20 protein-coding genes and 1 tRNA gene are annotated in these 20,015 nt (G+C 66.2%); 14 read left to right on the plus strand and 7 right to left on the minus strand.

Translation table 11 applies throughout. The features are described 5' to 3' along the window. Positions 1–15 precede the first annotated feature (15 nt). The gene (locus AC07YH_RS08040) at positions 16–963 is read left to right on the plus strand and encodes an NAD(P)-dependent oxidoreductase (RefSeq protein ID WP_494746472.1); all 948 of its coding nucleotides are present in this window, start codon (positions 16–18) and stop codon (positions 961–963) included. Here the strand turns inward: AC07YH_RS08040 and bioD are convergent. Both bioD and bioF read right to left on the minus strand, forming a co-directional pair. Continuing rightward, positions 952–1,608, minus strand: coding sequence for a dethiobiotin synthase (gene bioD / locus AC07YH_RS08045; RefSeq protein ID WP_494746473.1), 657 nt, complete (start codon positions 1,606–1,608; stop codon positions 952–954). The two genes, AC07YH_RS08040 and bioD, sit on opposite strands and share 12 nt — an antisense overlap. Next, positions 1,605–2,747 carry an 8-amino-7-oxononanoate synthase gene (bioF, locus tag AC07YH_RS08050; RefSeq protein ID WP_494746474.1) on the minus strand — a complete coding sequence of 381 codons (1,143 nt, stop codon included), beginning with the start codon at positions 2,745–2,747 and terminating at the stop codon, positions 1,605–1,607. Before bioF ends, bioD begins: the two co-directional genes overlap by 4 nt. A gap of 71 nt (positions 2,748–2,818) precedes the next feature. On the opposite strand from bioF, the gene AC07YH_RS08055 reads away from it, so the two are divergent. Both AC07YH_RS08055 and AC07YH_RS08060 read left to right on the plus strand, forming a co-directional pair. Then, positions 2,819–4,081, plus strand: coding sequence for an adenosylmethionine--8-amino-7-oxononanoate transaminase (locus AC07YH_RS08055; RefSeq protein WP_494746475.1), 1,263 nt, complete (start codon positions 2,819–2,821; stop codon positions 4,079–4,081). After that, the gene (locus AC07YH_RS08060; protein ID WP_494746476.1) at positions 4,078–5,019 is read left to right on the plus strand and encodes a DMT family transporter; all 942 of its coding nucleotides are present in this window, start codon (positions 4,078–4,080) and stop codon (positions 5,017–5,019) included. The genes AC07YH_RS08055 and AC07YH_RS08060 overlap by 4 nt, the downstream gene beginning before the upstream one ends. Here the strand turns inward: AC07YH_RS08060 and AC07YH_RS08065 are convergent. Continuing rightward, positions 5,016–5,504, minus strand: coding sequence for a hypothetical protein (locus tag AC07YH_RS08065; protein WP_494746477.1), 489 nt, complete (start codon positions 5,502–5,504; stop codon positions 5,016–5,018). The two genes, AC07YH_RS08060 and AC07YH_RS08065, sit on opposite strands and share 4 nt — an antisense overlap. A gap of 45 nt (positions 5,505–5,549) precedes the next feature. Next, positions 5,550–6,074, minus strand: coding sequence for a superoxide dismutase[Cu-Zn] (sodC, locus tag AC07YH_RS08070; RefSeq protein WP_494746478.1), 525 nt, complete (start codon positions 6,072–6,074; stop codon positions 5,550–5,552). Between the two features lie 124 nt (positions 6,075–6,198). Between sodC and gyrA the strand changes: the two genes are divergently transcribed. From gyrA to AC07YH_RS08105, 7 genes are all read left to right on the plus strand, one after another. Beyond that, on the plus strand, positions 6,199–8,955 hold the full coding sequence (gyrA, locus tag AC07YH_RS08075) for a DNA gyrase subunit A (protein WP_494746479.1): 2,757 nt from the start codon (positions 6,199–6,201) through the stop codon (positions 8,953–8,955). Positions 8,956–8,984: 29 nt separating this feature from the next. Further along, a complete protein-coding gene (gene coaD, locus AC07YH_RS08080; RefSeq protein WP_494746480.1) occupies positions 8,985–9,476 on the plus strand; it encodes a pantetheine-phosphate adenylyltransferase in 492 nt (163 codons plus the stop codon). A 76-nt stretch (positions 9,477–9,552) separates the two neighbouring features. Further along, positions 9,553–10,203, plus strand: a complete 651-nt coding sequence (locus AC07YH_RS08085) for a glutathione S-transferase family protein (RefSeq protein ID WP_494746481.1) — start codon at positions 9,553–9,555, stop codon at positions 10,201–10,203. A gap of 106 nt (positions 10,204–10,309) precedes the next feature. Next, the gene (locus AC07YH_RS08090) at positions 10,310–11,140 is read left to right on the plus strand and encodes a peptidylprolyl isomerase (RefSeq protein WP_494746482.1); all 831 of its coding nucleotides are present in this window, start codon (positions 10,310–10,312) and stop codon (positions 11,138–11,140) included. A gap of 1 nt (position 11,141) precedes the next feature. Then, positions 11,142–11,993 carry a peptidylprolyl isomerase gene (locus AC07YH_RS08095; protein WP_494746483.1) on the plus strand — a complete coding sequence of 284 codons (852 nt, stop codon included), beginning with the start codon at positions 11,142–11,144 and terminating at the stop codon, positions 11,991–11,993. Between the two features lie 93 nt (positions 11,994–12,086). Beyond that, positions 12,087–12,554, plus strand: coding sequence for a peptidylprolyl isomerase (locus AC07YH_RS08100; protein ID WP_494746484.1), 468 nt, complete (start codon positions 12,087–12,089; stop codon positions 12,552–12,554). Next, on the plus strand, positions 12,551–13,114 hold the full coding sequence (locus tag AC07YH_RS08105; RefSeq protein ID WP_494746485.1) for an HD domain-containing protein: 564 nt from the start codon (positions 12,551–12,553) through the stop codon (positions 13,112–13,114). The genes AC07YH_RS08100 and AC07YH_RS08105 overlap by 4 nt, the downstream gene beginning before the upstream one ends. Here AC07YH_RS08105 and AC07YH_RS08110 read toward each other — a convergent pair. Next, a complete protein-coding gene (locus AC07YH_RS08110; protein ID WP_494746486.1) occupies positions 13,101–14,078 on the minus strand; it encodes an endonuclease/exonuclease/phosphatase family protein in 978 nt (325 codons plus the stop codon). The two genes, AC07YH_RS08105 and AC07YH_RS08110, sit on opposite strands and share 14 nt — an antisense overlap. A gap of 107 nt (positions 14,079–14,185) precedes the next feature. Between AC07YH_RS08110 and queA the strand changes: the two genes are divergently transcribed. Together queA and tgt are read left to right on the plus strand one after the other, a co-directional pair. Then, on the plus strand, positions 14,186–15,268 hold the full coding sequence (queA, locus tag AC07YH_RS08115; RefSeq protein ID WP_494746487.1) for a tRNA preQ1(34) S-adenosylmethionine ribosyltransferase-isomerase QueA: 1,083 nt from the start codon (positions 14,186–14,188) through the stop codon (positions 15,266–15,268). Beyond that, complete coding sequence (tgt, locus tag AC07YH_RS08120; RefSeq protein ID WP_494746558.1) at positions 15,265–16,383, plus strand: tRNA guanosine(34) transglycosylase Tgt; 1,119 nt, start codon at positions 15,265–15,267, stop codon at positions 16,381–16,383. Before queA ends, tgt begins: the two co-directional genes overlap by 4 nt. A gap of 9 nt (positions 16,384–16,392) precedes the next feature. Here the strand turns inward: tgt and AC07YH_RS08125 are convergent, their stop codons facing one another. Next, positions 16,393–17,130, minus strand: a complete 738-nt coding sequence (locus AC07YH_RS08125; RefSeq protein ID WP_494746488.1) for a hypothetical protein — start codon at positions 17,128–17,130, stop codon at positions 16,393–16,395. Positions 17,131–17,257: 127 nt separating this feature from the next. Between AC07YH_RS08125 and AC07YH_RS08130 the strand changes: the two genes are divergently transcribed. Next, positions 17,258–17,332, plus strand: a tRNA-Lys gene (locus AC07YH_RS08130). Between the two features lie 436 nt (positions 17,333–17,768). On the opposite strand, the gene AC07YH_RS08135 is transcribed toward AC07YH_RS08130, so the two are convergent. Continuing rightward, positions 17,769–18,854 carry a hypothetical protein gene (locus AC07YH_RS08135; RefSeq protein ID WP_494746489.1) on the minus strand — a complete coding sequence of 362 codons (1,086 nt, stop codon included), beginning with the start codon at positions 18,852–18,854 and terminating at the stop codon, positions 17,769–17,771. Positions 18,855–19,215: 361 nt separating this feature from the next. On the opposite strand from AC07YH_RS08135, the gene AC07YH_RS08140 reads away from it, so the two are divergent. Continuing rightward, positions 19,216–20,001, plus strand: coding sequence for an LbetaH domain-containing protein (locus AC07YH_RS08140; RefSeq protein ID WP_494746490.1), 786 nt, complete (start codon positions 19,216–19,218; stop codon positions 19,999–20,001). Positions 20,002–20,015: the final 14 nt, after the last annotated feature.

The raw sequence follows: 20,015 nt of genomic DNA on the forward strand, positions 1-20,015 counted from the left end.
TAAGCCTGCTTAACCATGAGGTCGGAACCTGCCCGAAGGTCGTTAAGATGGGGTTGCCGAAGCCGCTGCCGGGCGCGTAATCCCGAGCCTTCCAAGAGGAGCAGCGGCATGAAGACGGCGTTTATCGGTCTGGGCGTGATGGGCTTTCCGATGGCGGGCCACCTGAAGGCCGCCGGCCACGAGGTCGCCGTCTACAACCGCACCGCCGAAAAGGCCCGCAAATGGGCCGAAAAGCACGGCGGGACGGCGTTTGCGACCATTCCGGAAGCGGTGGCGGGCGCCGAGGTCGTGCTGCTGTGCGTCGGCAATGACGACGACCTCCGCGACGTCGTGGCGCAGGCCCTGCCGGCCCTCGAAAAGGGCGTGACCGTCGTCGATCACACCACCACCTCGGCCAAGGTCGCTCGCGAGATGGCCGCGCTGCTGGCCGAGAAGGGCTGCGCCTTCGTCGACGCCCCGGTCTCGGGCGGCCAGGCCGGCGCCGAGAACGGCCAGCTGACCATCATGGTCGGCGCCGACCGGGCCGCTTACGACCACGTGCTGCCGGTCATCGACGTCTACGCCAAGGCCGTGCGCCGCATGGGCGAGGTCGGGGCGGGCCAGTTGACCAAGATGTGCAACCAGATCGCCATCGCCGGCGTCGTCCAGGGCGTGGCCGAGGCGCTGCACTTCGCCAAGCGTTCGGGCCTGCCCACCGACGACGTTCTGGCCGCCATCTCCAAGGGCGCGGCCCAGTCGTGGCAGATGGAGAACCGCTGGCCGACCATGTCCGAGGGTAAGTTCGACTTCGGCTTCGCGGTCGACTGGATGCGCAAGGATCTGGGCATCGCCCTCGACGAAGCCCGCTCGAACGGCGCCAAGCTGCCGGCCACGGCCCTGATCGACCAGTTCTACGCCGAGGTGCAGGCCATGGGCGGCAACCGCTGGGACACGTCCAGCCTGGTGGCGCGGCTAGAGAAGTAGGGCGGCGAGGTCGGCCGCGTCCCAGTCTGGATCGCGCGGCGCGACGATGATCGGCGCCTGGCGTTCGAAGGCGCGCAGCATCTCCACAGTCTGGTCGAGGTTCGGGGCATCGAGGCTCTCGCTGACTACGATGGCGGCGACCGTCAGGCCGCGAGACCGAAGCACCTCCAGCGCGGTCAGCAGGTGGCTGGCCGTGCCGAGATAGCTGCCGGCGACCAGCAGGACGGGGAGGCCCAGCGCCGTCATCAGGTCCAGATTGGTGGCGTCGTCGGTCATCGGCGACATGACGCCGCCGGCGCCTTCGATGAGGGCGAGGTCGGTGTCGCGGGTGTCCAGCCAGGTCCGGCAGTCGGCGACGAGGTCGGCCATGGTCAGGGCATCGCCTTCCAGCCGCGCTGCTAGGTTCGGCGCCAGCGGGGCGAGATAGCGGCGGGGCGAGACCTTCGCCCAGTCGTCGGGACGGCCGAGGGCGGCGGCCAGTCGGGCGGGATCGCTGGTCTCGGGTGCGGCGGGATCGAAGCCGCTGACCACGGGCTTGAAGGCATCGACCGTCAGGCCGCGCGCCCGAGCGGCGCGGAGCAGGGCGCAGGCAATGTGGGTCTTGCCGAGGTCTGTGCCGGTGCCGGCGACGAAGACGCTTTTCATCGCAGCGCCGCCACGGCTTCGGCCAGGCGCAGGACGTCGGCGTCGTCGTGCTCGGCGCTGAAGGCCACGCGCAGGCGGGCCGTGCCTTCGGGCACCGTCGGCGGGCGAATGGCCACGACCAGGAAGCCCTGGGCCTCCAGCGCGGCGGAGGCGGCCAGGGCCGTGTCGGCCTCGCCCATGATCACCGGCACGATCGGGCTCTGGGCGTCGGGCAGGCCGAGGCGTCTGGTGAACAGGCGCGCCTTGGCCAGCGGCTGTTCGGTGAAGGCGGGATCGGCCTCGATGATGTCCAGCGCCGCCAGGGCCGCGGCGGCCGAGGCGGGCGGCAGGCCGGTGGCGTAGACCAGGGTGCGGGCGCGAGTCTTCAGCAGGTCGATCACCGTCTGCGAGCCGCAGACATAGCCGCCGTACGAGCCAAGGGCCTTGGACAGGGTGCCCATCTGCAACGGGATGTCGGCGTCCGGGAAGAGGGCGGCGGAGCCTCGACCTTCCGCCAGCACTCCGACGCCGTGGGCGTCGTCGCTGAGCAGCCAGGCGTCATGCGCCGCACAGAGGGCCGACAACCTGTCGAGCGGGGCGATGTCGCCGTCCATCGAGAAGACGCCGTCGGTGGCGACCAGGGCGCGGCGAGCCTGCGGACGTTCGGCCTTCAGCAGCCGTTCCAGGTCGACCACGTCGTTGTGGGCGAACTTGACGATCTTGGCGCCGGAGAGCTGCGCGCCGCTCCAGATGCAGGCGTGGGCCAGGGCGTCGACGAAGACCGCGTCGCCGGGACCGACCAGGGTCGGGATCGTGCCGGTATTGGCCAGATAGCCCGAGCCGAACACGCAGGCGGCCTCGGTCCCCTTCAGGCGAGCCAGGCGCTTTTCCAGATCGCTGAGCAGCGGATGGTCGCCGGTGACCAGGCGCGAGGCGGCCGCGCCCGCGCCGTAGTTCAGCGCCGCCTCGGCCGCCGCCGCGCGGACCAGAGGGTGATGCGACAGGCCCAGATAGTCGTTGCACGAGAAAGAGATCAGCCGCTTGCCGTCGCGCTCGACCACGGCGCCGTCGTGACGGCGGGTGGGCTTGAGGCGGCGGCGCAGGCTCTTGGCCTCCAGGGCGGCCAGCTTCTCACCGGCGAAGGCGTCGAGGCTCTGCATGTCGTTTCCCTTTGCGGCAACGAAAGCGCGGGCATAGGCAAGGCGCCCCGAGTCCGCAAACGGAAACCGTCATGTCCGATCCAGCTTGGCTGACCCAAGGCGCGCCGCATGTCTGGCGGCCCTACTGCCAGATGAAGACCGCGCGGCCGCCGTTGCCGGTGGTGGCGACGCGGGGATCGCGGCTGGTGCTGGCCGATGGGCGCGAGCTGGTCGATGGTTTGGCCTCGTGGTGGACGGCCTGCCACGGCTACAACCACCCGCACATCGCCGACGCGCTGCGGGCGCAGATCGAAACCATGCCGCACGTGATGTTCGGCGGCCTGGCGCACGAGCCGGCCTATCGCCTGGCGGCGCGTCTCGTGAAACTGTTGCCCGGCGATTTGGATCACGTGTTCTTCGCCGAGAGCGGCTCGGTCTCGGTCGAGATCGCCATGAAGATGGCGCTGCAATTCCAGATCAATCGCGGTGTCGCGGGCCGGACCAAGTTCCTGGCCTTCCGGGGCGGCTATCACGGCGACACCCTGGCGACGATGACGGTCTGCGATCCGGAGGAGGGGATGCACAGCCTGTTCGCCGGCGTCATGCCCGACCAGGTGATCGCCGACTTGCCGCGTGATGAGGCCAGCGAAGCGGCGCTCGACGTGTTGCTGGTGGCGCGTGGTCACGAGATCGCGGCGATCCTGGTCGAGCCGTTGGTCCAGGGAGCGGGCGGCATGCTGCTGCATCCGCCGGAGGTGCTGCGCACCCTGCGCCGCCTGGCCGACAAGCATGGCGTGCTGCTGATCTTCGACGAGATCTTCACCGGCTTTGGCCGCACCGGGACCCTGTTCGCCATGCAGGCGGCGGGGATCGAGCCGGACATCCTCACCCTGTCCAAGGCCCTGACCGGCGGGACCCTGCCGCTGTCGGCGGCTGTGGCCTCGCGCAAGGTGTTCGAGGCCTTCTGGTCCGACGACGCCGGCGCGGCGCTGATGCACGGCCCGACCTACATGGCCAATCCGCTGGCCTGTGCGGCGGCCAACGCCTCGCTGGACCTGTTCGAAGACGGCGCCTGGGCGGCCGACGTGGTGCGGGTCTCGGCGGCGCTCGCCGAGGGGCTGGAGCCGTGCCGGGCGGCGAAGGGCGTCGTCGATGTCCGAATCCTGGGCGCGATCGGCGTCGTCGAGTTCGAGGCGCCCGTGCCGGTGAGCGAGCTGTGCGCGCGCTTCGCTGAGCTAGGGGTCTGGATTCGGCCGATGGGCAAGGTCGTTTACCTGACGCCAGCCTTCACGACGCCGGACGCGGACCTGACATTGCTGACCGCCGCCGTCCGTGCGGTGGTCGGGGTTCATTGACCCGAGGGGCCTGGTCTGATCCAAGCCCTGCCATGTCCTCCAAGTCGTCGCCCCTGACCGGTCTGGAATACCTCGCCATCCTGGGGATCATCCTGACCTGGGGGATCAACAACGCCGCCGCCAAGGTGGCGACGCACTATCTGCCGCCGATGCTGATGGGCGGCCTGCGGTTCGGCGCGGCGCTGGTCTTCCTGTTCCCGTTCATCCGGCCGCCCTTCCCGGAGCCCAAGCGGCTGCTGGCTATCGTGCTGCTGACCGGGCCGATCCATTTCGGCGTGATCTATGTGGCCTTCAGCATGGCCGGCGCCCTGAGCCCGCTGGTGGTGGCCAGCCAGCTGTGGATCCCGTTCACGGCCATCTTCGCCTGGCGGATGCTGGGCGAGACCATGCGGCCGCCGGCGGTGGCGGGCTTGGCCGTGGCCTTCATCGGCGTGGCGTGGATGAGCCTAGACCCGCACGCGGCGGGCGACCTGCCGGCCATCGTGCTGATCGTCCTGGCCAGCGCTTGCTGGGCGGTGGCCACGGTGCTGGTGCGCAAGACGCCGGGCATCAAACCGCTCAAGCTGCAAGGCATGACGGCCTTGGTCGCCGCGCCGGTGTTGCTGACCATGTCGGCCCTGTTCGAGAAGAACCAGGTCGAGCGGATGCAGGCGGCCCCGCCAATCGCCTGGCTGTGCGTGCTGTTCGCCGGCGTGGTCTCGACCATCGGGGCCAGCGCGCTGCTGTTCTGGCTGGTCCAGCGCCGCGAGGCGGGCCGCGTGACCCCCTATTTCCTGCTGACGCCGCTGGTTTCGTGCTCGATCGGCATCCTGCTCTTGGGCGACAAGCTGACGCTGCAACTGCTGATCGGCGGCGGCGCGACCATGGTCGGCGTGGCGCTGGTGGCTATGACCGAGAAGCGCGCCAAGGCGACGGAAGCTCTGGCCGAGACGGCCTAGTTCGTCTTCGCCGGCGGGCATTGCTGCGCCGGTTCCAGCCTCAGCATCGCCGGCGTCGCCGCGATCTCGCTCTGGCCGCCGTCGTCGGCATAGACACCGGTCAGCACCTTGCCGGTCACGCCCAGCGGCCGGCCAGCCTGAGTCCTGATCAGGAAGAGGCCTTTCAGGTCGTCCAGATGCTCGACGCTGATGAAGCCCGCGCCGACGGTGGCGTAGCCTTTGATCGCCGCGCCCGAGCTCTCGACGACCCAGCCGGGCGGCTTGTTGCAGACGGAGACGATCTCGGCCCCCATCAGCTGGAATTCGAAGGACTGGAGGTTCTGGTTGCCGTTCGCCGGACGCCAGGCCAGCGAAACGAGCTGCGTCGAAGGCGCGATGGCGGCCGGCTTTTCCGGCGGCTTGGCGTCCTTCGACGTCTTGGAGTCGTGGCAGGCGGCCGTCGCGGCCAAGGTCAGAGCGATGAGCGACAGCCGCCAGGTGCGCATGGGATCTCCCGCCACGAAAGGAACGCGTGACCGGAGCCTAGAGTGCTACTTGATCACGCCGCAAGCGGCGCGCGCGCCGGCGCCGCCGATCGGCTGGCTCTTGTGGTCATCGGGGCTGGCGTGGACGACGATCGCCGAACCGTCGGTGTCCAGCAGGGCGGGGCGGCCGCCGGCGCCCTTCAGCGACACCAGGGTCGAATAGACTTCGGCGGCGACCGAACCGTCGGCGGCGGCGAAGACGTTGGGCAGGTCGCCGCTGTCGTTGGCGTCCGGGTTCAGCAGGCCGTGGATCGTGTTGGCGGCCGTGTGGACGTGGGCGCCAGCCGACTTGAAGTCCGGCGCGCCGCAGTCGCCCTTCTCGTGGAAGTGCACCGCGTGCCAGCCCGGCGTCAGGCCCTTGAGTTCAAGCTTGAGCAGCACGCCGTGCGGCGCCTCGGTCAGCGTGACCACGCCGGCGTCCTTGCCGTCGCCAGCCTTCACCACGGCGGTCGCGGAGGTCTGGGCCAGAGCGGGCGAGGCGGCGATCAGAGCGGCGAGGGCGAGCGTGGTCGCGGCGGGGAGGCGGATCATGCGTTTTTCCTTCGGATTCAAGCGAACAGGGGATCGGGAAGCGCCCGGAAAGGTGGCGCCTTCCTCGTCCCAATGCTAACTGTTTTCGACGGTTCCGTGTCCGATTCTGACGGCGAAAATCCCTTTGAACGACGATCAAAACACCATCCCCCCTGACGCCACGGGCGGGGACATCGAGCCCATCAACATCGAGGACGAACTGCGTCGTTCGTATCTCGACTATGCGATGAGCGTGATCGTCAGCCGTGCGCTGCCCGACGCGCGTGATGGTCTGAAGCCGGTTCACCGCCGCGTGCTGTTCTCGATGCACGAGCAGGGCCAGACGCCGGAGCGTCCTTACGTCAAGTCCGCCCGCGTGGTCGGTGACGTCATGGGTAAGTATCACCCGCACGGCGACGCCTCGATCTACTTCACCCTGGTCCGCATGACCCAGTCGTTCTCGATGGGCCTGGTGCTGATCGACGGTCAGGGCAACTTCGGCTCGGTCGATGGCGATATGCCCGCGGCCATGCGTTACACGGAATGCCGCATGGCCGCGCCGGCCATGTCGCTGCTGGCCGACCTGGACAAGGACACGGTCGACTTCGCCGACAACTACGACGGCAAGGAGCAGGAACCGACCGTCCTGCCGTCGCGGATTCCCAACCTGCTGGTCAACGGCGCGGGCGGCATCGCCGTCGGCATGGCGACCAACATCCCGCCGCACAACCTTGGCGAAATCATCGACGCCTGCCTGCTGCTGATCGACGAGCCGGAGTGCACGACCGATCAGCTGCTGGACCTGGTGCCTGGCCCCGACTTCCCGACCGGCGGCGAGATCATCGGTCGCGCGGGTCCGCGCCAAGCGCTGCTGACGGGCCGGGGCTCGGTGATCATGCGCGGCGTCGCCAGCGTCGACGAGATCCGCGCCGGTCGCGAAGCGATTATCATCACCGAGATCCCGTATCAGGTGAACAAGGCCAACCTAGTCGAGCACATCGCCGAACTGGTCCGCGAGAAGAAGCTCGAAGGCATCGCCGACATTCGCGACGAGTCGAACCGCGAGGGCATGCGCATCGTGGTCGAGCTGAAGCGCGACGCCTCGGGCGAGGTGATCCTGAACCAGCTGTACCGCTTCACGGCGCTGCAGACCTCGTTCGGCGTCAACATGCTGGCCCTGAACCGGGGTCGTCCCGAGCAGATGGGCCTGCACAAGCTGCTGCAGCTGTTCGTCACCTTCCGCGAGGAAGTGGTCGTCCGCCGGACCAAGTTCGAACTGGGCAAGGCCCGCGATCGCGGCCACGTGCTGGTCGGTCTGACCATCGCCGTCGCCAATATCGACGAGTTCATCCACATCATCCGCTCGTCCAAGGACCCGACCGAGGCGCGTGAGCGCCTGGTGGCCAAGTCCTGGCCGGCCGGCGACATGCTGCCGCTGGTCGAGCTGATCGCCGACCCGCGCACCCTGCAGGAAGAGGGCGGCCTGATCCGCCTGACCGACGAGCAGGCCCGCGCCATCCTGGCCCTGACCCTGTCACGCCTGACCGGCCTGGGCCGCGACGAGATCGGCAATGAAGCCGCCGCTCTGGCCGAAGCCATCCAAGGCTATCTGGACCTGCTGTCCGACCGCGCCAACATTATGGCCGTGGTGCGCGATGAACTGGTCGAGGTCCGCGAGAAGTTCGCCATTCCGCGCCGCAGCCAGCTGGTCGACGGCGACGCCGACATGGAAGACGAAGACCTGATCGTCCGCGAGGACATGGTCATCACCGTCACCATGAGCGGCTACGTCAAACGCACGCCCCTGGCCAACTACCGCACCCAGCACCGGGGCGGTAAAGGCAAGTCGGGCATGGCGACCAAGACCGAGGACGCCGTCACCCGCGTGTTCTCGGCCTCGACCCACGCGCCGCTGCTGTTCTTCACCTCGGGCGGCAAGGTCTACAAGCTGAAGGTCTGGCGTCTGCCGCAAGGCGCCGCCAACTCGCGCGGCAAGGCGTTCGTGAACCTGCTGCCGATCGAGCCGGGCGAGACCATCACCTCGATCCTGACCCTGCCGGAGGACGAAGCCACCTGGGGCGGCCTGGACGTGATGTTCGCCACCCGCTCGGGCAGCGTGCGCCGCAACAAGCTCAGCGACTTCGTGGACGTGCGCCGCAACGGCAAGATCGCCATGAAGCTGGACGAGGGCGATGGCATCGTCGGCGTCTCGGTCTGCAACGCCGACCAGGACGTGCTGCTGACCACGGCGGCTGGCCGCTGCATCCGCTTCTCGGTCGACGAGGTGCGCGTGTTCGCCAGCCGTGACTCCACCGGCGTGCGCGGCGTGAAGCTGGCGGGCGATGACACCGTCATCTCGATGGCTGTCCTGCGCAGCGTGGACGCCACCCCTGCTGAACGCACGGCTTATCTCAAGCATCAGCGCGCCATGCTGCGCGCCGCTGGCGAGGAGGGCGACGACGTCCCCGCCGCCGTGGAGGACGGCGAAGAGGACGGCGACGAAACCACTCTGACGCCGGAACGCATCGCCGCACTGGGCGCGGCCGAGGAAATCCTGCTGACCGTGTCGTCGGAAGGCTTCGGCAAGCGCACCAGCGCCTATGACTTCCGTCGTACGGGTCGTGGCGGCCAAGGCCTTGCCGCGCAAGACCTCAGCAAGCGCGGCGGCCGTCTGGTGGGCTCGTTCCCGATCGACGAGAGCGACCAGATCCTGCTGGTCACGGATCAAGGTCAACTCATCCGGGTGCCGGTCTCGCAAATTCGTGTTGCAGCGCGGAATACTCAGGGCGTAACCATCTTCCGCACCGCGCAGGACGAGCATGTCGTCAGCGTCGAGCGCCTCGCCGATTCCGGCGGAGACGACAACCAGGGCGAGGACAGCGGGGCGGAAGAGACCCTGTAATCCCTCGAACCCTTAAAGCAGGGGGCAGCATGCGGGTTGGGCTATATCCAGGGACCTTCGATCCCGTCACCAACGGTCACCTCGACATCATCGGTCGGGCCGTGAAGCTGGTCGACAAGCTGGTGATCGGGGTGGCGGTGAACATCGGCAAGGGGCCGCTGTTCTCGCTGGAGGAACGGGTCGCCATCCTGGAAAAGGAAACGGCGCACCTGACCAAGATCGCCGAGATCGAGGTCCGGCCGTTCGAGAGCCTGCTGATGCACTTCGCCCGCGAGGTGGAGGCCCAGATGATCGTGCGCGGCCTGCGGGCCGTGGCCGACTTCGAATACGAATTCCAGATGACGGCGATGAACCAGCAGCTGGACCGCGAGATCGAGACCGTCTTCCTGATGGCCGATCCGCGTCACCAGGCGATCGCCTCGCGGCTGGTCAAGGAGATCGCGGCCCTGGGCGGCGATATCGGCAAGTTCGTGCCCGCCGGCGTGGCCGAGCAGCTGCTGGCCAAGGTCGGCAAGGCCTGATCGACGAAATCTCGGCCGGGCGGTGTCGGAACGCCGCCCGGTCGTTCGTCCTCGGGACAGCAGCCCGGAGACAGCCATGACCCCGACCATCACCGCCTTCAAGACATCGCCCGATCGCGGCCGAGGCCTGGCGCGCGACATGGCTGTCCGATGGGCGCTGGAGGAGGTGGGCCAGCCTTACGACGTGCGCCTGGTCACCTTTCCAGAGATGAAGGCCGCCGCCCACATGGCGGTGCAGCCGTTCGGCCAGATCCCGACCTATGAGGACGGCGAGCTCGTACTGTTCGAGTCGGGCGCCATCGTTTTCCATATCGCCGAGCGTCACAGGGGCTTGCTGCCTGAGGACGCCAACGCCCGGGCCAGGGCGCTGACCTGGATGTTCGCCGCCGTCAGCACCGTGCAGCCGCCGATCGTCGAGTTCGGCATGGCCACGATCCTGGAGCGCGACAAGCCCTGGTTCGCGGCGCGCCAGCCGATGCTGGAACAGGCCGTCCGCACACGGTTGGACCAACTCGCCGATCGCCTGGGCGAAGCCGACTGGCTGGATGGTGACTTCAACGCCGGCGACCTGATGATGGTGGTGGTGCTGCGCCGGCTGGGATCGTCCGGGATTTTGAACGACTATCCGAGCCTCCTGGCCTATGTGGCGCGGGCCGAAGCGAGACCCGCCTTCCAGCGCGCCTTCGACGACCAGCTGCAGGTCTTCAAGGCCGCGTCCGAAGCGTAGCCGTCGCCCCGTTCCGGCCGGAATCGTGCGGTTGAACGGACGCCGCACTTGTCGGGGCGGCCGTGGCGTTCTACGCCGACCCCGACTGTTCTGTTCGGGGATTTCGATGAAGCTCGCCATGACCGCCGCCGCCCTGGCGCTCGTCGCTACGACGGCAACGGCCCAAACTGCCGCTCCAGCTGGCGCGGACTGGCGCACGCCCGACCCCAATAACGTCATCGTCGTCGAGACCAACAAGGGCCGGATCATCGCCGAGCTCGACCCGGTCGCCGCACCCAACCACGTCGAGCGCGTGCGCGGCCTGGTGAAGAGCGGCTTCTATGACGGCCTGACCTTCTTCCGGGTCATCAGCGACTTCATGGCTCAGACGGGCGATCCGCAGAACACCGGGGCCGGCGGTTCGGACCAGCCGAACCTGACGGCCGAGTTCACCTTCCGTCGCGGCATGGACCTGCCGCTGGGCGCCGGCTTCAAGGCGGGCAGCACCGAGCTGGGCTGGATCGGCGCGCTACCGGTGTCGAGCCAGAACTCGGCCCTGGCCGTGATGACCGCCGACAAGAAGGTGGCCAGCTGGGGCAACTTCTGTCCCGGCGTGCTGGGCATGGCCCGCGCCGGAGACCCGGACAGCGCCAACAGCCAGTTCTTCTTCATGCGCCAGGCCAACAGCTCGCTGGACAAGACCTATACCGCCTTCGGCCGCGTGCTGTCGGGCCTGGACGTCGTGCGCAACATCAAGACCGGCGAGCCGGTTCCCGATCCGCAGGACAAGATGATCAGCGTCAAGATGCTGGCCGACCTGCCGGCCGACAAGCGTCCCAAGGTCCAGGTGATGGATACGCGCGGCGCGGCCTTCAAGGCGCTGGTGACCAAGCGCCAAGGCGAGATGGGCCCCAGCTTCACCAATTGCGACGTGGACGTGCCCGTGCAAGTTAAGTGACATGACCTTCTCGCGCACGCTCCTGGCCGGGCTCTGCCTGGCGACGATCACCGGTCCGGCCCTGGCGGCGACGCCCTCGGCCCCCGCCAAGCCTTCTGAACAAGATTGGCGCACGCCGGCTCCGGAAACGGTGATGGTGATCGACACCAACAAGGGGCGTGTGCTGGTCGAGCTGGTCCCGGACGTCGCGCCTAACCATGTGGCGCGGTTGCAGGACCTGACCCGCGCGGGCGTCTATGACGGTCGCACCTTCTTCCGGGTCATCGATCGGTTCATGGCGCAGACTGGCGATCCGACCAATACGGGCGAGGGCGGTACGGACAAGCCCAACCTCAAGGCCGAATTCACCTTCCGCCGTACCGCCGAGACCGGCTTCGTGCCGATGGCGGCGCCGGCGGGCCTTGAAGTCGGCTTCATCAAGTCGCTGCCGGTCGTCAGCCAGGCCTGGAGCTGGAGCGAGGTCACCACCGACAAGAAGGTCTCGGCCTGGGGAACCTATTGCCCCGGCGTGATCGGCATGGCCCGCGACGAAGGCAATGACTCGGCCAACAGCCAGTTTTTCCTGATGCGCCAGCCGTACCCGTCGCTGGACAAGCGCTACACCGCCTTCGGTCGCGTGATCAGCGGCCTGGACGCCGTGCGCGCCATCAAGACCGGTGAACCTGTTCCGGCTCCGCAGGATCAGATGCAGAAGGTTCGTCTGCTGGCGGACATTCCCGAAGCAGAACGCCCCAAGGTGCGAGTGATCGATCCCAAGGGGCCCTGGTTCGCGGCCGAGACCAAGCGTCTGCGGACGCTGAAAGGCGCCGACTTCTCGGTGTGCGATATCGATCTTCCGGTCGAGGTTCGCTGAGTACGTACCGATTTCTAGGCTCAACTTGGTTCACAGGCGGGCGTGAACCGCGCTAGAAGCGCGTTCACAACACTTGTCATCCAAGGGAAGACCATGTCGGCCGATCTCGAAAACACCCTGATCCTGACCCTCGAGAGCGGTCCGGTCACGATCAAGCTTCGTCCCGACCTGGCCCCCGGCCACGTGGCGCGGATCAAGGAACTGGTGCGTGAAGGCTTCTACGACGGCGTCGTCTTCCACCGCGTGATCCCGGGTTTCATGGCCCAGGGCGGTGATCCGTCGGGCACCGGCCGTGGCGGTTCGGACAAGCCGGACCTGAAGGCCGAGTTCAACGACGAGCCGCACGTGCGCGGGGTGGTCTCGATGGCCCGCACGCCGAACCCGGACTCGGCCAACAGCCAGTTCTTCATCGTGTTCGACGACGCCACCTTCCTGGACAAGCAATACACCGTCTGGGGCCAGGTGACTGAAGGCATGGACCATGTCGACGCCCTGCCGAAGGGCGAGCCGCCGCGCGCCCCGGGCAAGATCGTCAGCGCCAAGATCGCCGCCGACGAATGATTCCATCGCTGCGAGCCGCCTATGTGGAGCCTCGGCGCCGGTATCATACCCTGGCGCATATCGAGGACTGCCTGGCGCGGCTCGCGGCGATTACCGGTTTGTCGGACCGAGATCGCGCGGTCCTGACCGCCGCCTTTTGGTGGCATGACGCGGTCTATGATCCGACCCGCTCCGACAACGAGGCGCTGAGCGCGCAACTGGCCGGCCGCGACCTGCCGGCGCTCGGCTACGTGCCCGAGGATATCGCTGAGGTCGAGCGCCTGATCCTGTTGACCCAAGGCCATCAGGTTCCAGCGGGCGATCCGCTGGGCGCGCTGATGGTGTCGATCGACCTGTCGATCCTGGGCGCCGAACCTGAAACCTACGAGGCCTATGCCCGCGCGATCCGCGAGGAATATGTCCACGTGCCGGAAGAGGCCTATCGGCTGGGCCGGGCGCGGGTGCTGCGATATTTCCTGGACGCGCCGACGCTGTTCCCCGATCCCGACTTCGCCGCACGCTTCGACGCGGCCGCGCGAGCCAATCTGGCGCGCGAGATCGCCAGCCTTACCGACGCCTGAGCGTCGTCACGATCGGCCGGTGGTCAGAGCCCAGGGCCGGGCCACGCTCGACATTGACCGCATACCATTCGCTGCCGGCATAGACGTGGTCGATCGGCAGGAACGGGGCCGGGGCGACCATCACGCGCGAGAACTTGCTGGCCGGCCATGAGGGGATGGCGTGCGTCCAACGGCGCAGGCCGATAGCCTTGTCCTGGCGCTTCAGCGTGAACGACCAGGGCGTGGAGTTGAAGTCGCCCGTGACGATGGCGCTCTTGCGGTCGAAGTGCGAGACAAGCTTGATGAGCTTGCGGCTCTGGCCCTGCTGGATACCGGCCGGCACGGGCCACGTCAGGTGGACGCCCACGACGGTGAACGGGCCCTTGGCGTCGGCCAGGGTCGCCCAGGCGCCGGACAGATAGGGCCGCTCCAGCGGCATGCCGCCACGTGCGATCATTTTCTTGCGCGAGAAAATCCAGCTCTCGCACTTCGTGACCATGTCGCAAGAGGCGAACGGATAGGCGGACTTCAGCGCCTGGATGACCGGCAGGGAATCCCCGGCGCCTTCCTCGATGATCACCACGTCGGCGTCCTGGGCCATGATCCAGGCGAGGCTCTTTTCGGGCGTCCTATTGTCGTGCCAGATATTGAACTGCACGATCTTCAGGTCGCTCGCCGCCTGGGTCGTAGGCTTGAAGCGCCAAGCCGACCACAGCTCTGGCAGCATCAGCACTGAGCAGGCCAGAAGCGTGGCGACGCCCAGCCCGACCATCACCCAGCGCTCGCCGCCGCGCGCGAAGATCCCTCCCAGCACGACCGCCGCGATACCCATCAGCAGCCACAAGGGCGCTGCGTGGGTGAAGGCGTCCAGCTTGTCGCTGAAGGCGCCGCCCAGGCACACGCCCGCGAAGCCGAGACCGACCAGGCCCAACATCAGGGCGGTGCCGCGAACGAGAAGGCTCAGGAGCTGGACGATCAGGCGCATGGGCCGCCCATACCATGGGTCCGTGAAGGATGCCCTACCTATGCCTCAGGTCGGTCGCTCGAACGTGTCTTGACCTTCCGGTTCCATCGTGCGCTTGAAGCCCGCCCATGCGCCTTTCCGACTTCGATTTCGACCTTCCCGAGGACCGTATCGCCCTGCGCCCGGCCGAGCCGCGCGACGCCGCGCGCTTCCTGGTCGTCCGCCCGGGCCAAGCGCTCGCCGACCATGTGGTGCGCGAGCTGCCAGATTTCCTGCGTCCCGGCGACGCTCTGGTGTTCAATGACACCCGCGTGATCCCCGCGCGCCTGGCCGGCCTGCGCGAGGGCCGCACGACCGGTGGGGCCGATGGCACGCCCGTGGCCGTTGAGGCGACCCTGCACCGCCGCGTCGCGCCGGATCGCTGGAGCGCTTTCATGCGCCCGGGCAAGCGGCTGAAGGTCGGCGACCGCGTGGCCTTCGGCGACGAGGCCGATCCGCTGGACGCCCTGATTGTCGAGAAGCACGAGGGCGGCGAGGTTCTGCTGGCCTTCGACGTCTCGGGTCCGGACCTCGACATCGGCATCGCCAAGCACGGCGACATGCCGCTGCCGCCCTACATCGCCGCCAAGCGGGGCGAGGACGAGCGCGACCGGGCCGATTACCAGACCGTCTATGCCCGCGAGGATGGTTCGGTGGCCGCCCCGACCGCTGGCCTGCACTTCACGCCGGGCCTGCTGGACGCGCTGAAGGCCAAGAGTGTCTCGCTGCACTTCGTGACCCTGCACGTGGGCGCGGGGACCTTCTTGCCGGTCAAGACCGACGACCTCTCCGACCACAAGATGCACGCCGAGTTCGGCGAGGTGACGGCCGAAGTGGCCGACGCCCTGAACGCGGTCCACGCCGCGGGCGGCCGTATCGTCTGTGTGGGCACCACCAGCTTGCGTCTGCTGGAGAGCGCCACGGACGAGGACGGGATCGTCCGGCCGTTCGCCGACGAGACGGCCATCTTCATCACGCCCGGCTATCGCTTCCGCGCCGCCGACGTGCTGATGACCAACTTCCACCTGCCCAAGTCGACCCTGTTCATGCTGGTCAGCGCCTTCGCCGGCCAGGCGACGATGCGCGCCGCCTATGAGCACGCCATATCGACGGGCTACCGCTTCTATTCTTACGGCGACGGCAGTCTGCTGTTCCGCGACGAGACCGTCTGATGGCCTTTCCGTTCGAGATCAAAGCCACCGAGGGCAAGGCCCGCACCGGCGTCCTGAAGACCCCGCGCGGCGACATCCGCACGCCGGCCTTCATGCCCGTCGGCACGGCCGCGACGGTGAAGGCCCTGACCGTCGATCAGGTCAAGGACACCGGGGCCGACATCATCCTGGGCAACACCTATCACCTGATGCTGCGGCCCTCGGCCGAGCGGGTGGCGCGCCTGGGCGGGCTGCACAAGTTCATGCGCTGGGACAAGCCGATCCTGACCGACAGCGGCGGCTTCCAGGTCATGAGCCTTTCGGGCATCAGCAAGCTGACCGAGGAGGCCGTGACCTTCTCCAGCCACGTCGATGGCTCCAAGCACGTGCTGACCCCCGAACGCTCGATCGAGATCCAGGCCGACCTTCTGGGCAGCGACATCGTCATGCAGCTGGACGAATGCGTCGCCTGGCCGGCCGAGGAGGCGCGGGCCCGCAAGGGCATGGAGCTGTCCGCCCGCTGGGCCCAGCGTTCGAAGGGCGCCTTCGGCGCGCGCGACAGCCAGGTGTTGTTCGGCATCCAGCAGGGCTCGACGTTCGAAAACCTGCGCCGCGAGTCCTCGGACCGTCTGCGCGAGATCGGCTTCGACGGCTACGCCATCGGTGGTCTCGCCGTGGGGGAGGGCCACGAGGCGATGTGCGAGGTGCTGGACTATGCGCCCGGCCTGCTGCCCGAGGATCGTCCGCGCTACCTGATGGGTGTCGGCAAGCCGATCGACCTGGTGGAAGCCGTGGCGCGCGGCGTCGATATGTTCGACTGCGTCCTGCCCACCCGCTCGGGTCGCCACGGCCAGGCCTGGACCTGGGACGGAGCCATCAACCTGAAGAACGCCAAGTTCGCCGAGGACGAAAGCCCGCTGGATCCCAACAGCGAATGCCCGGCCAGCCGCGACTATTCGAAGGCCTATCTGCGTCACCTGTTCAAGGCCGAGGAGATCCTGGGCCAGGTGCTGCTGTCGTGGCACAACATCGCCTTCTTCCAGGCGCTGACGGCGGCCATGCGCGCGGCGATCGCCGAGGGACGGTTCGAGCAGTTCCGCCGCGACTTCCGCGCTCGGCACCTGAACGAAGGCTAGTCTCCCGATCTAGTCTCTGGGTCCTTGCGGCACCGTCGGCGCCTCTTCCTTGAAGATCGGGAAGCGCGGCTTGCGGGGGCCGTAGGGATCGCGCGGCGGCGGCATGCCCGGATCGACGACCGGCGGCGCGGTTGGCGGCTTGTGTTGCGGCGTGGCCGGCGGGTTGCAGCCGCGCGCTTCGCCCAGGCCTTTCAGATAGGCACGGCGGACATTGCCCGAGGTGATGGCGCTCTGCACCAGCCGGTCGTGGCGCTCGGCGCCCGTCAGCTTCCGCACCCAGCCACGCATCGGGATCATGTCCTGGGCCGTGCTGGCGATCGCGCCCAACGCCGCCTGGCCGGCCGCCTTGCGGCCCCGGTCCATCAGGTCCTCGCCCTCGACCGGCGGATTGCGGTCGATGTCCTCGCCCAGGGCGCTGTCCAGCGGCGCGACCAGGGCGATCAGGCTCCGGCAGTCGGCCATGGGCGGGCGCTGATAGGGATCGTCCATCGCCTCGAGCAGCACGCGCGGGATCTTGGTGCGGACGATATTCACGTCGCGCAGCGGCGCGCTCATGGCGCCGGTGAAGCCATCGCGGTTGGCCTCAGAGGTCGATCTGATTCGTCCGTCGTCGGTCGGCTCGACAGGCGATTCCTTGGGTAGGGGAGGCGCGCCCAGCAGCGGCGGCGCCTCTTGCCACTGGCGCGCATCGGCCATTCCAGCCACCGCCGCGCCGCAAAAGACCGCCAAAAGCAAGGTTCCACGCATGACTCACCCTAACCCGCCCACAGCTTTGCCGTCATCCATCGGAAAAACGGCGAAACCATGCTTGCGACGCACGAGCCCCCCGCCTATGGTCCGCGCCGCTTCCAACCGGCGCCCGCCGGACGTTAGCGGGCCGGTAGCTCAGTGGTAGAGCATTCGACTTTTAATCGAATGGTCGTGGGTTCGAACCCCACCCGGCCTACCAATCGAACCTAAACCTTTCAGAGGGTTGTGCGGTTCGGTGAAAAGAACGGATCGGGACCGTTAGACTTCTCCACCCCCCACCACCCCACCGTTAGACTTTTGATCCGCGAACGTTCATGCGCCGGCCTTTACGAGGCCTTGTTTCGCTTGGGCGGCTCGCGCCACGATGTTGTCACGCGGCAGGTACAGGCGAAGGATTTGTTCGACCGACGCAGGCGAGTGACCAGTGATGGCCGCTATTTGCGGATCAGTGCAGTCGGCGCGGGCGAGCTTCACGACACAGGAATGGCGTAGGGCGCGTAGCGTCAGGCTCCGACCCACGGCCAGCCGCCTCATGCGCTGGAAAAGGTGACCTAGACGGCTCTCCTCGTGCGGGGCTCCGGTGTTCAGGTGACGAACAGGTAGCCCGCCGATGAATTGCTGAACAGCTCGCATCGTTAAACGATGGCTAATGGCCGCGCTTCAATCAAGAAGGGGGGGGGCACAGGCTTCTCTTCTGAAATGTCCGATGCCTCTTCTAGTTCGGCTGATTTGGCCTTTCGATGATTTCTCCAGGCGAAGATATAGAATAGCAATGCGAACAATACAGATGACAGGGTGCTGGTAATGATATGGTCTATAGACCATTTATAAAAACCAGATACATAGCACCAATATGCTATAGAAATCAAAGAAAAGGTATAAATTGACAAAATATCAATTACTACCTTTTTGTGGCGTATCATGCGAACGTTGTATACATTTCCGGCAATTTGATTGGTCTGAATGACCGCCAATTTAAGGCGTGGTTGCAATTCAAGCCATTGCTTGTGTGCGTCATCAAGGTTTCGCTTCGCGTTCTTGACGGTCGTTTCATGCAAATTGTTCGTCTTCTCGCAAAGCTCTCCTAGTTGGGCCTGCATTTGCGTGGCGGTTGCACGAGCAGCTCGCTCCAAAGCATCCGGTATAAATGTTTCATAGTATTTATCGATAAACTCCTCAACTCCTTCGTCTGTTTGTTGTCCAAACCGATACGCGGCACCTTGCATTTCGTAGAAGGAGTGACGCACTAAGTCCTGCTTCTTAACTTGTTGTAGTTCTTCATGGATGAATTCACTTAGGTGGTTTGTGTAATTTGGCGTGGGTAGCTGAGGAGCAGCTTCTGCTGCGTGGCCTTCAAATCTACGAAATACGTCAGTCGCTCGTTGTATCGACTCGGATAAAGTTTTTTGGCTTTTCTCAAGGTTGTCGATGCGGGGAAGTAGTTCGCCCGTATCTCCGGGTAGCGAGAGTGTCGTTTCGTCCCGCCACCGGAGAGTGAATTGGAATACGTAGTAGACTACAGCAGCACATAGGCCTGAAACTACAAGAACAAGGGCTTCACGAGACAGTGAAACGCCCAGAACTTGTAGACTGTCGGTTTTTGGAACTGGGTATTGGCGCGCTGCGGCTGCAATTGCTATTGCTGCGGCGTAGGTCAGCACCGTCTTTTTGTAGTCATGGTAATTTGCGGTAAAAATTCCTTTATCGTTCAGATTTGCCACGCTTTTCCCCAATCAAAAATTCATTGGCAAAGCTCTGCACTTTTGGAGCGGCTTAGCAACTATTCCGGGTCTTCGGCTGGGGTACAGCTCTGGATGGATGCTGGCGTCCTTGCCAGTAGGTGTCGGAGCTTTGACGTTGGCTTCGTAGGTTTGACACACGCGAGGTAAGTCGTTGAATTTCCTAACAGAGCGAGCGGCGGGTTTGACAGCCCAAAGCACTGAAAAACCGTGGTTCTCACGCTCCCACCCGGCCTACCAATTTCAAGCCTCTAATCTTTAAAGGCTTCAGGGCGGCGCGATGATATACGGGCGTCGCTTGAGCGGTTTGCGCCGGGATCAAGGGTTCTGATAGCCAGTGCTCATGAACTGGTCCGCCCCCATTCCCGTAGCGCTTCCAGCCGACGCCACGCCCTGGAACCGTGTGCTGACCTTCTTGGGGCACTACGATATCCGTTTCTACTGCACGCCGGGCGCCTATGTGGACATCGGCGCCGGATCGCTGCCTTGCATAAACAATCTGATGCTGGTGCCGGCTGGAGACGTGGGAAAGGTTGGCGAGATCGGCCGCTTCTGCGAGATGCACCCATCGGCGCGTATATTGGTGCGTGGCGAACATGCCAACGACAAGCCGGTGAATATCTGCTTCTCGGGACTACCGCTGGTGAACGGCGGCTTTGATCAGCACGGGCTGGAGCCCGCGCGTCCATTTACGATCGGCAACGGCGTGGTCGTGGGGGCGAACGCCCAGATTCTGAGCGGCCGATCTGTAGGTGATGGCGCCGTGATCGGCGCGTCGTCGGTCGTGACAAAGGATGTCGATCCCCTGGGCGTCTATGCTGGTGTTCCGGCCCGCAAGCTGCGTGCTCGCGCGCAATTTGCGCCGTGGTGGGATTTCGAGATTGGCTATCTCATGGCCAACCAGGCACAGCTGCAAACCCTGGCGGCGGACGCCTCCGCCGCACACGCCTATCGCGCCCCGCGACCGCGGTTCGTGCTGCGCAACGAGGTTTCATCGATCTCCCTGCTGGGCTTTCTGGATGGTGAGACGATCAGGCCTCTCGAGCAGGCTCCGACAACCGTTCGCGACTATGTCGTGCAGGCCTTCGGCGCGGCCCCCGCCCATTGGCTGGCGGATTGCTGGGCCTAGGCCGAGCGGTAAGT

Source organism: Caulobacter sp. GW456-12-1-14-TSB4 (genome assembly GCF_059424195.1).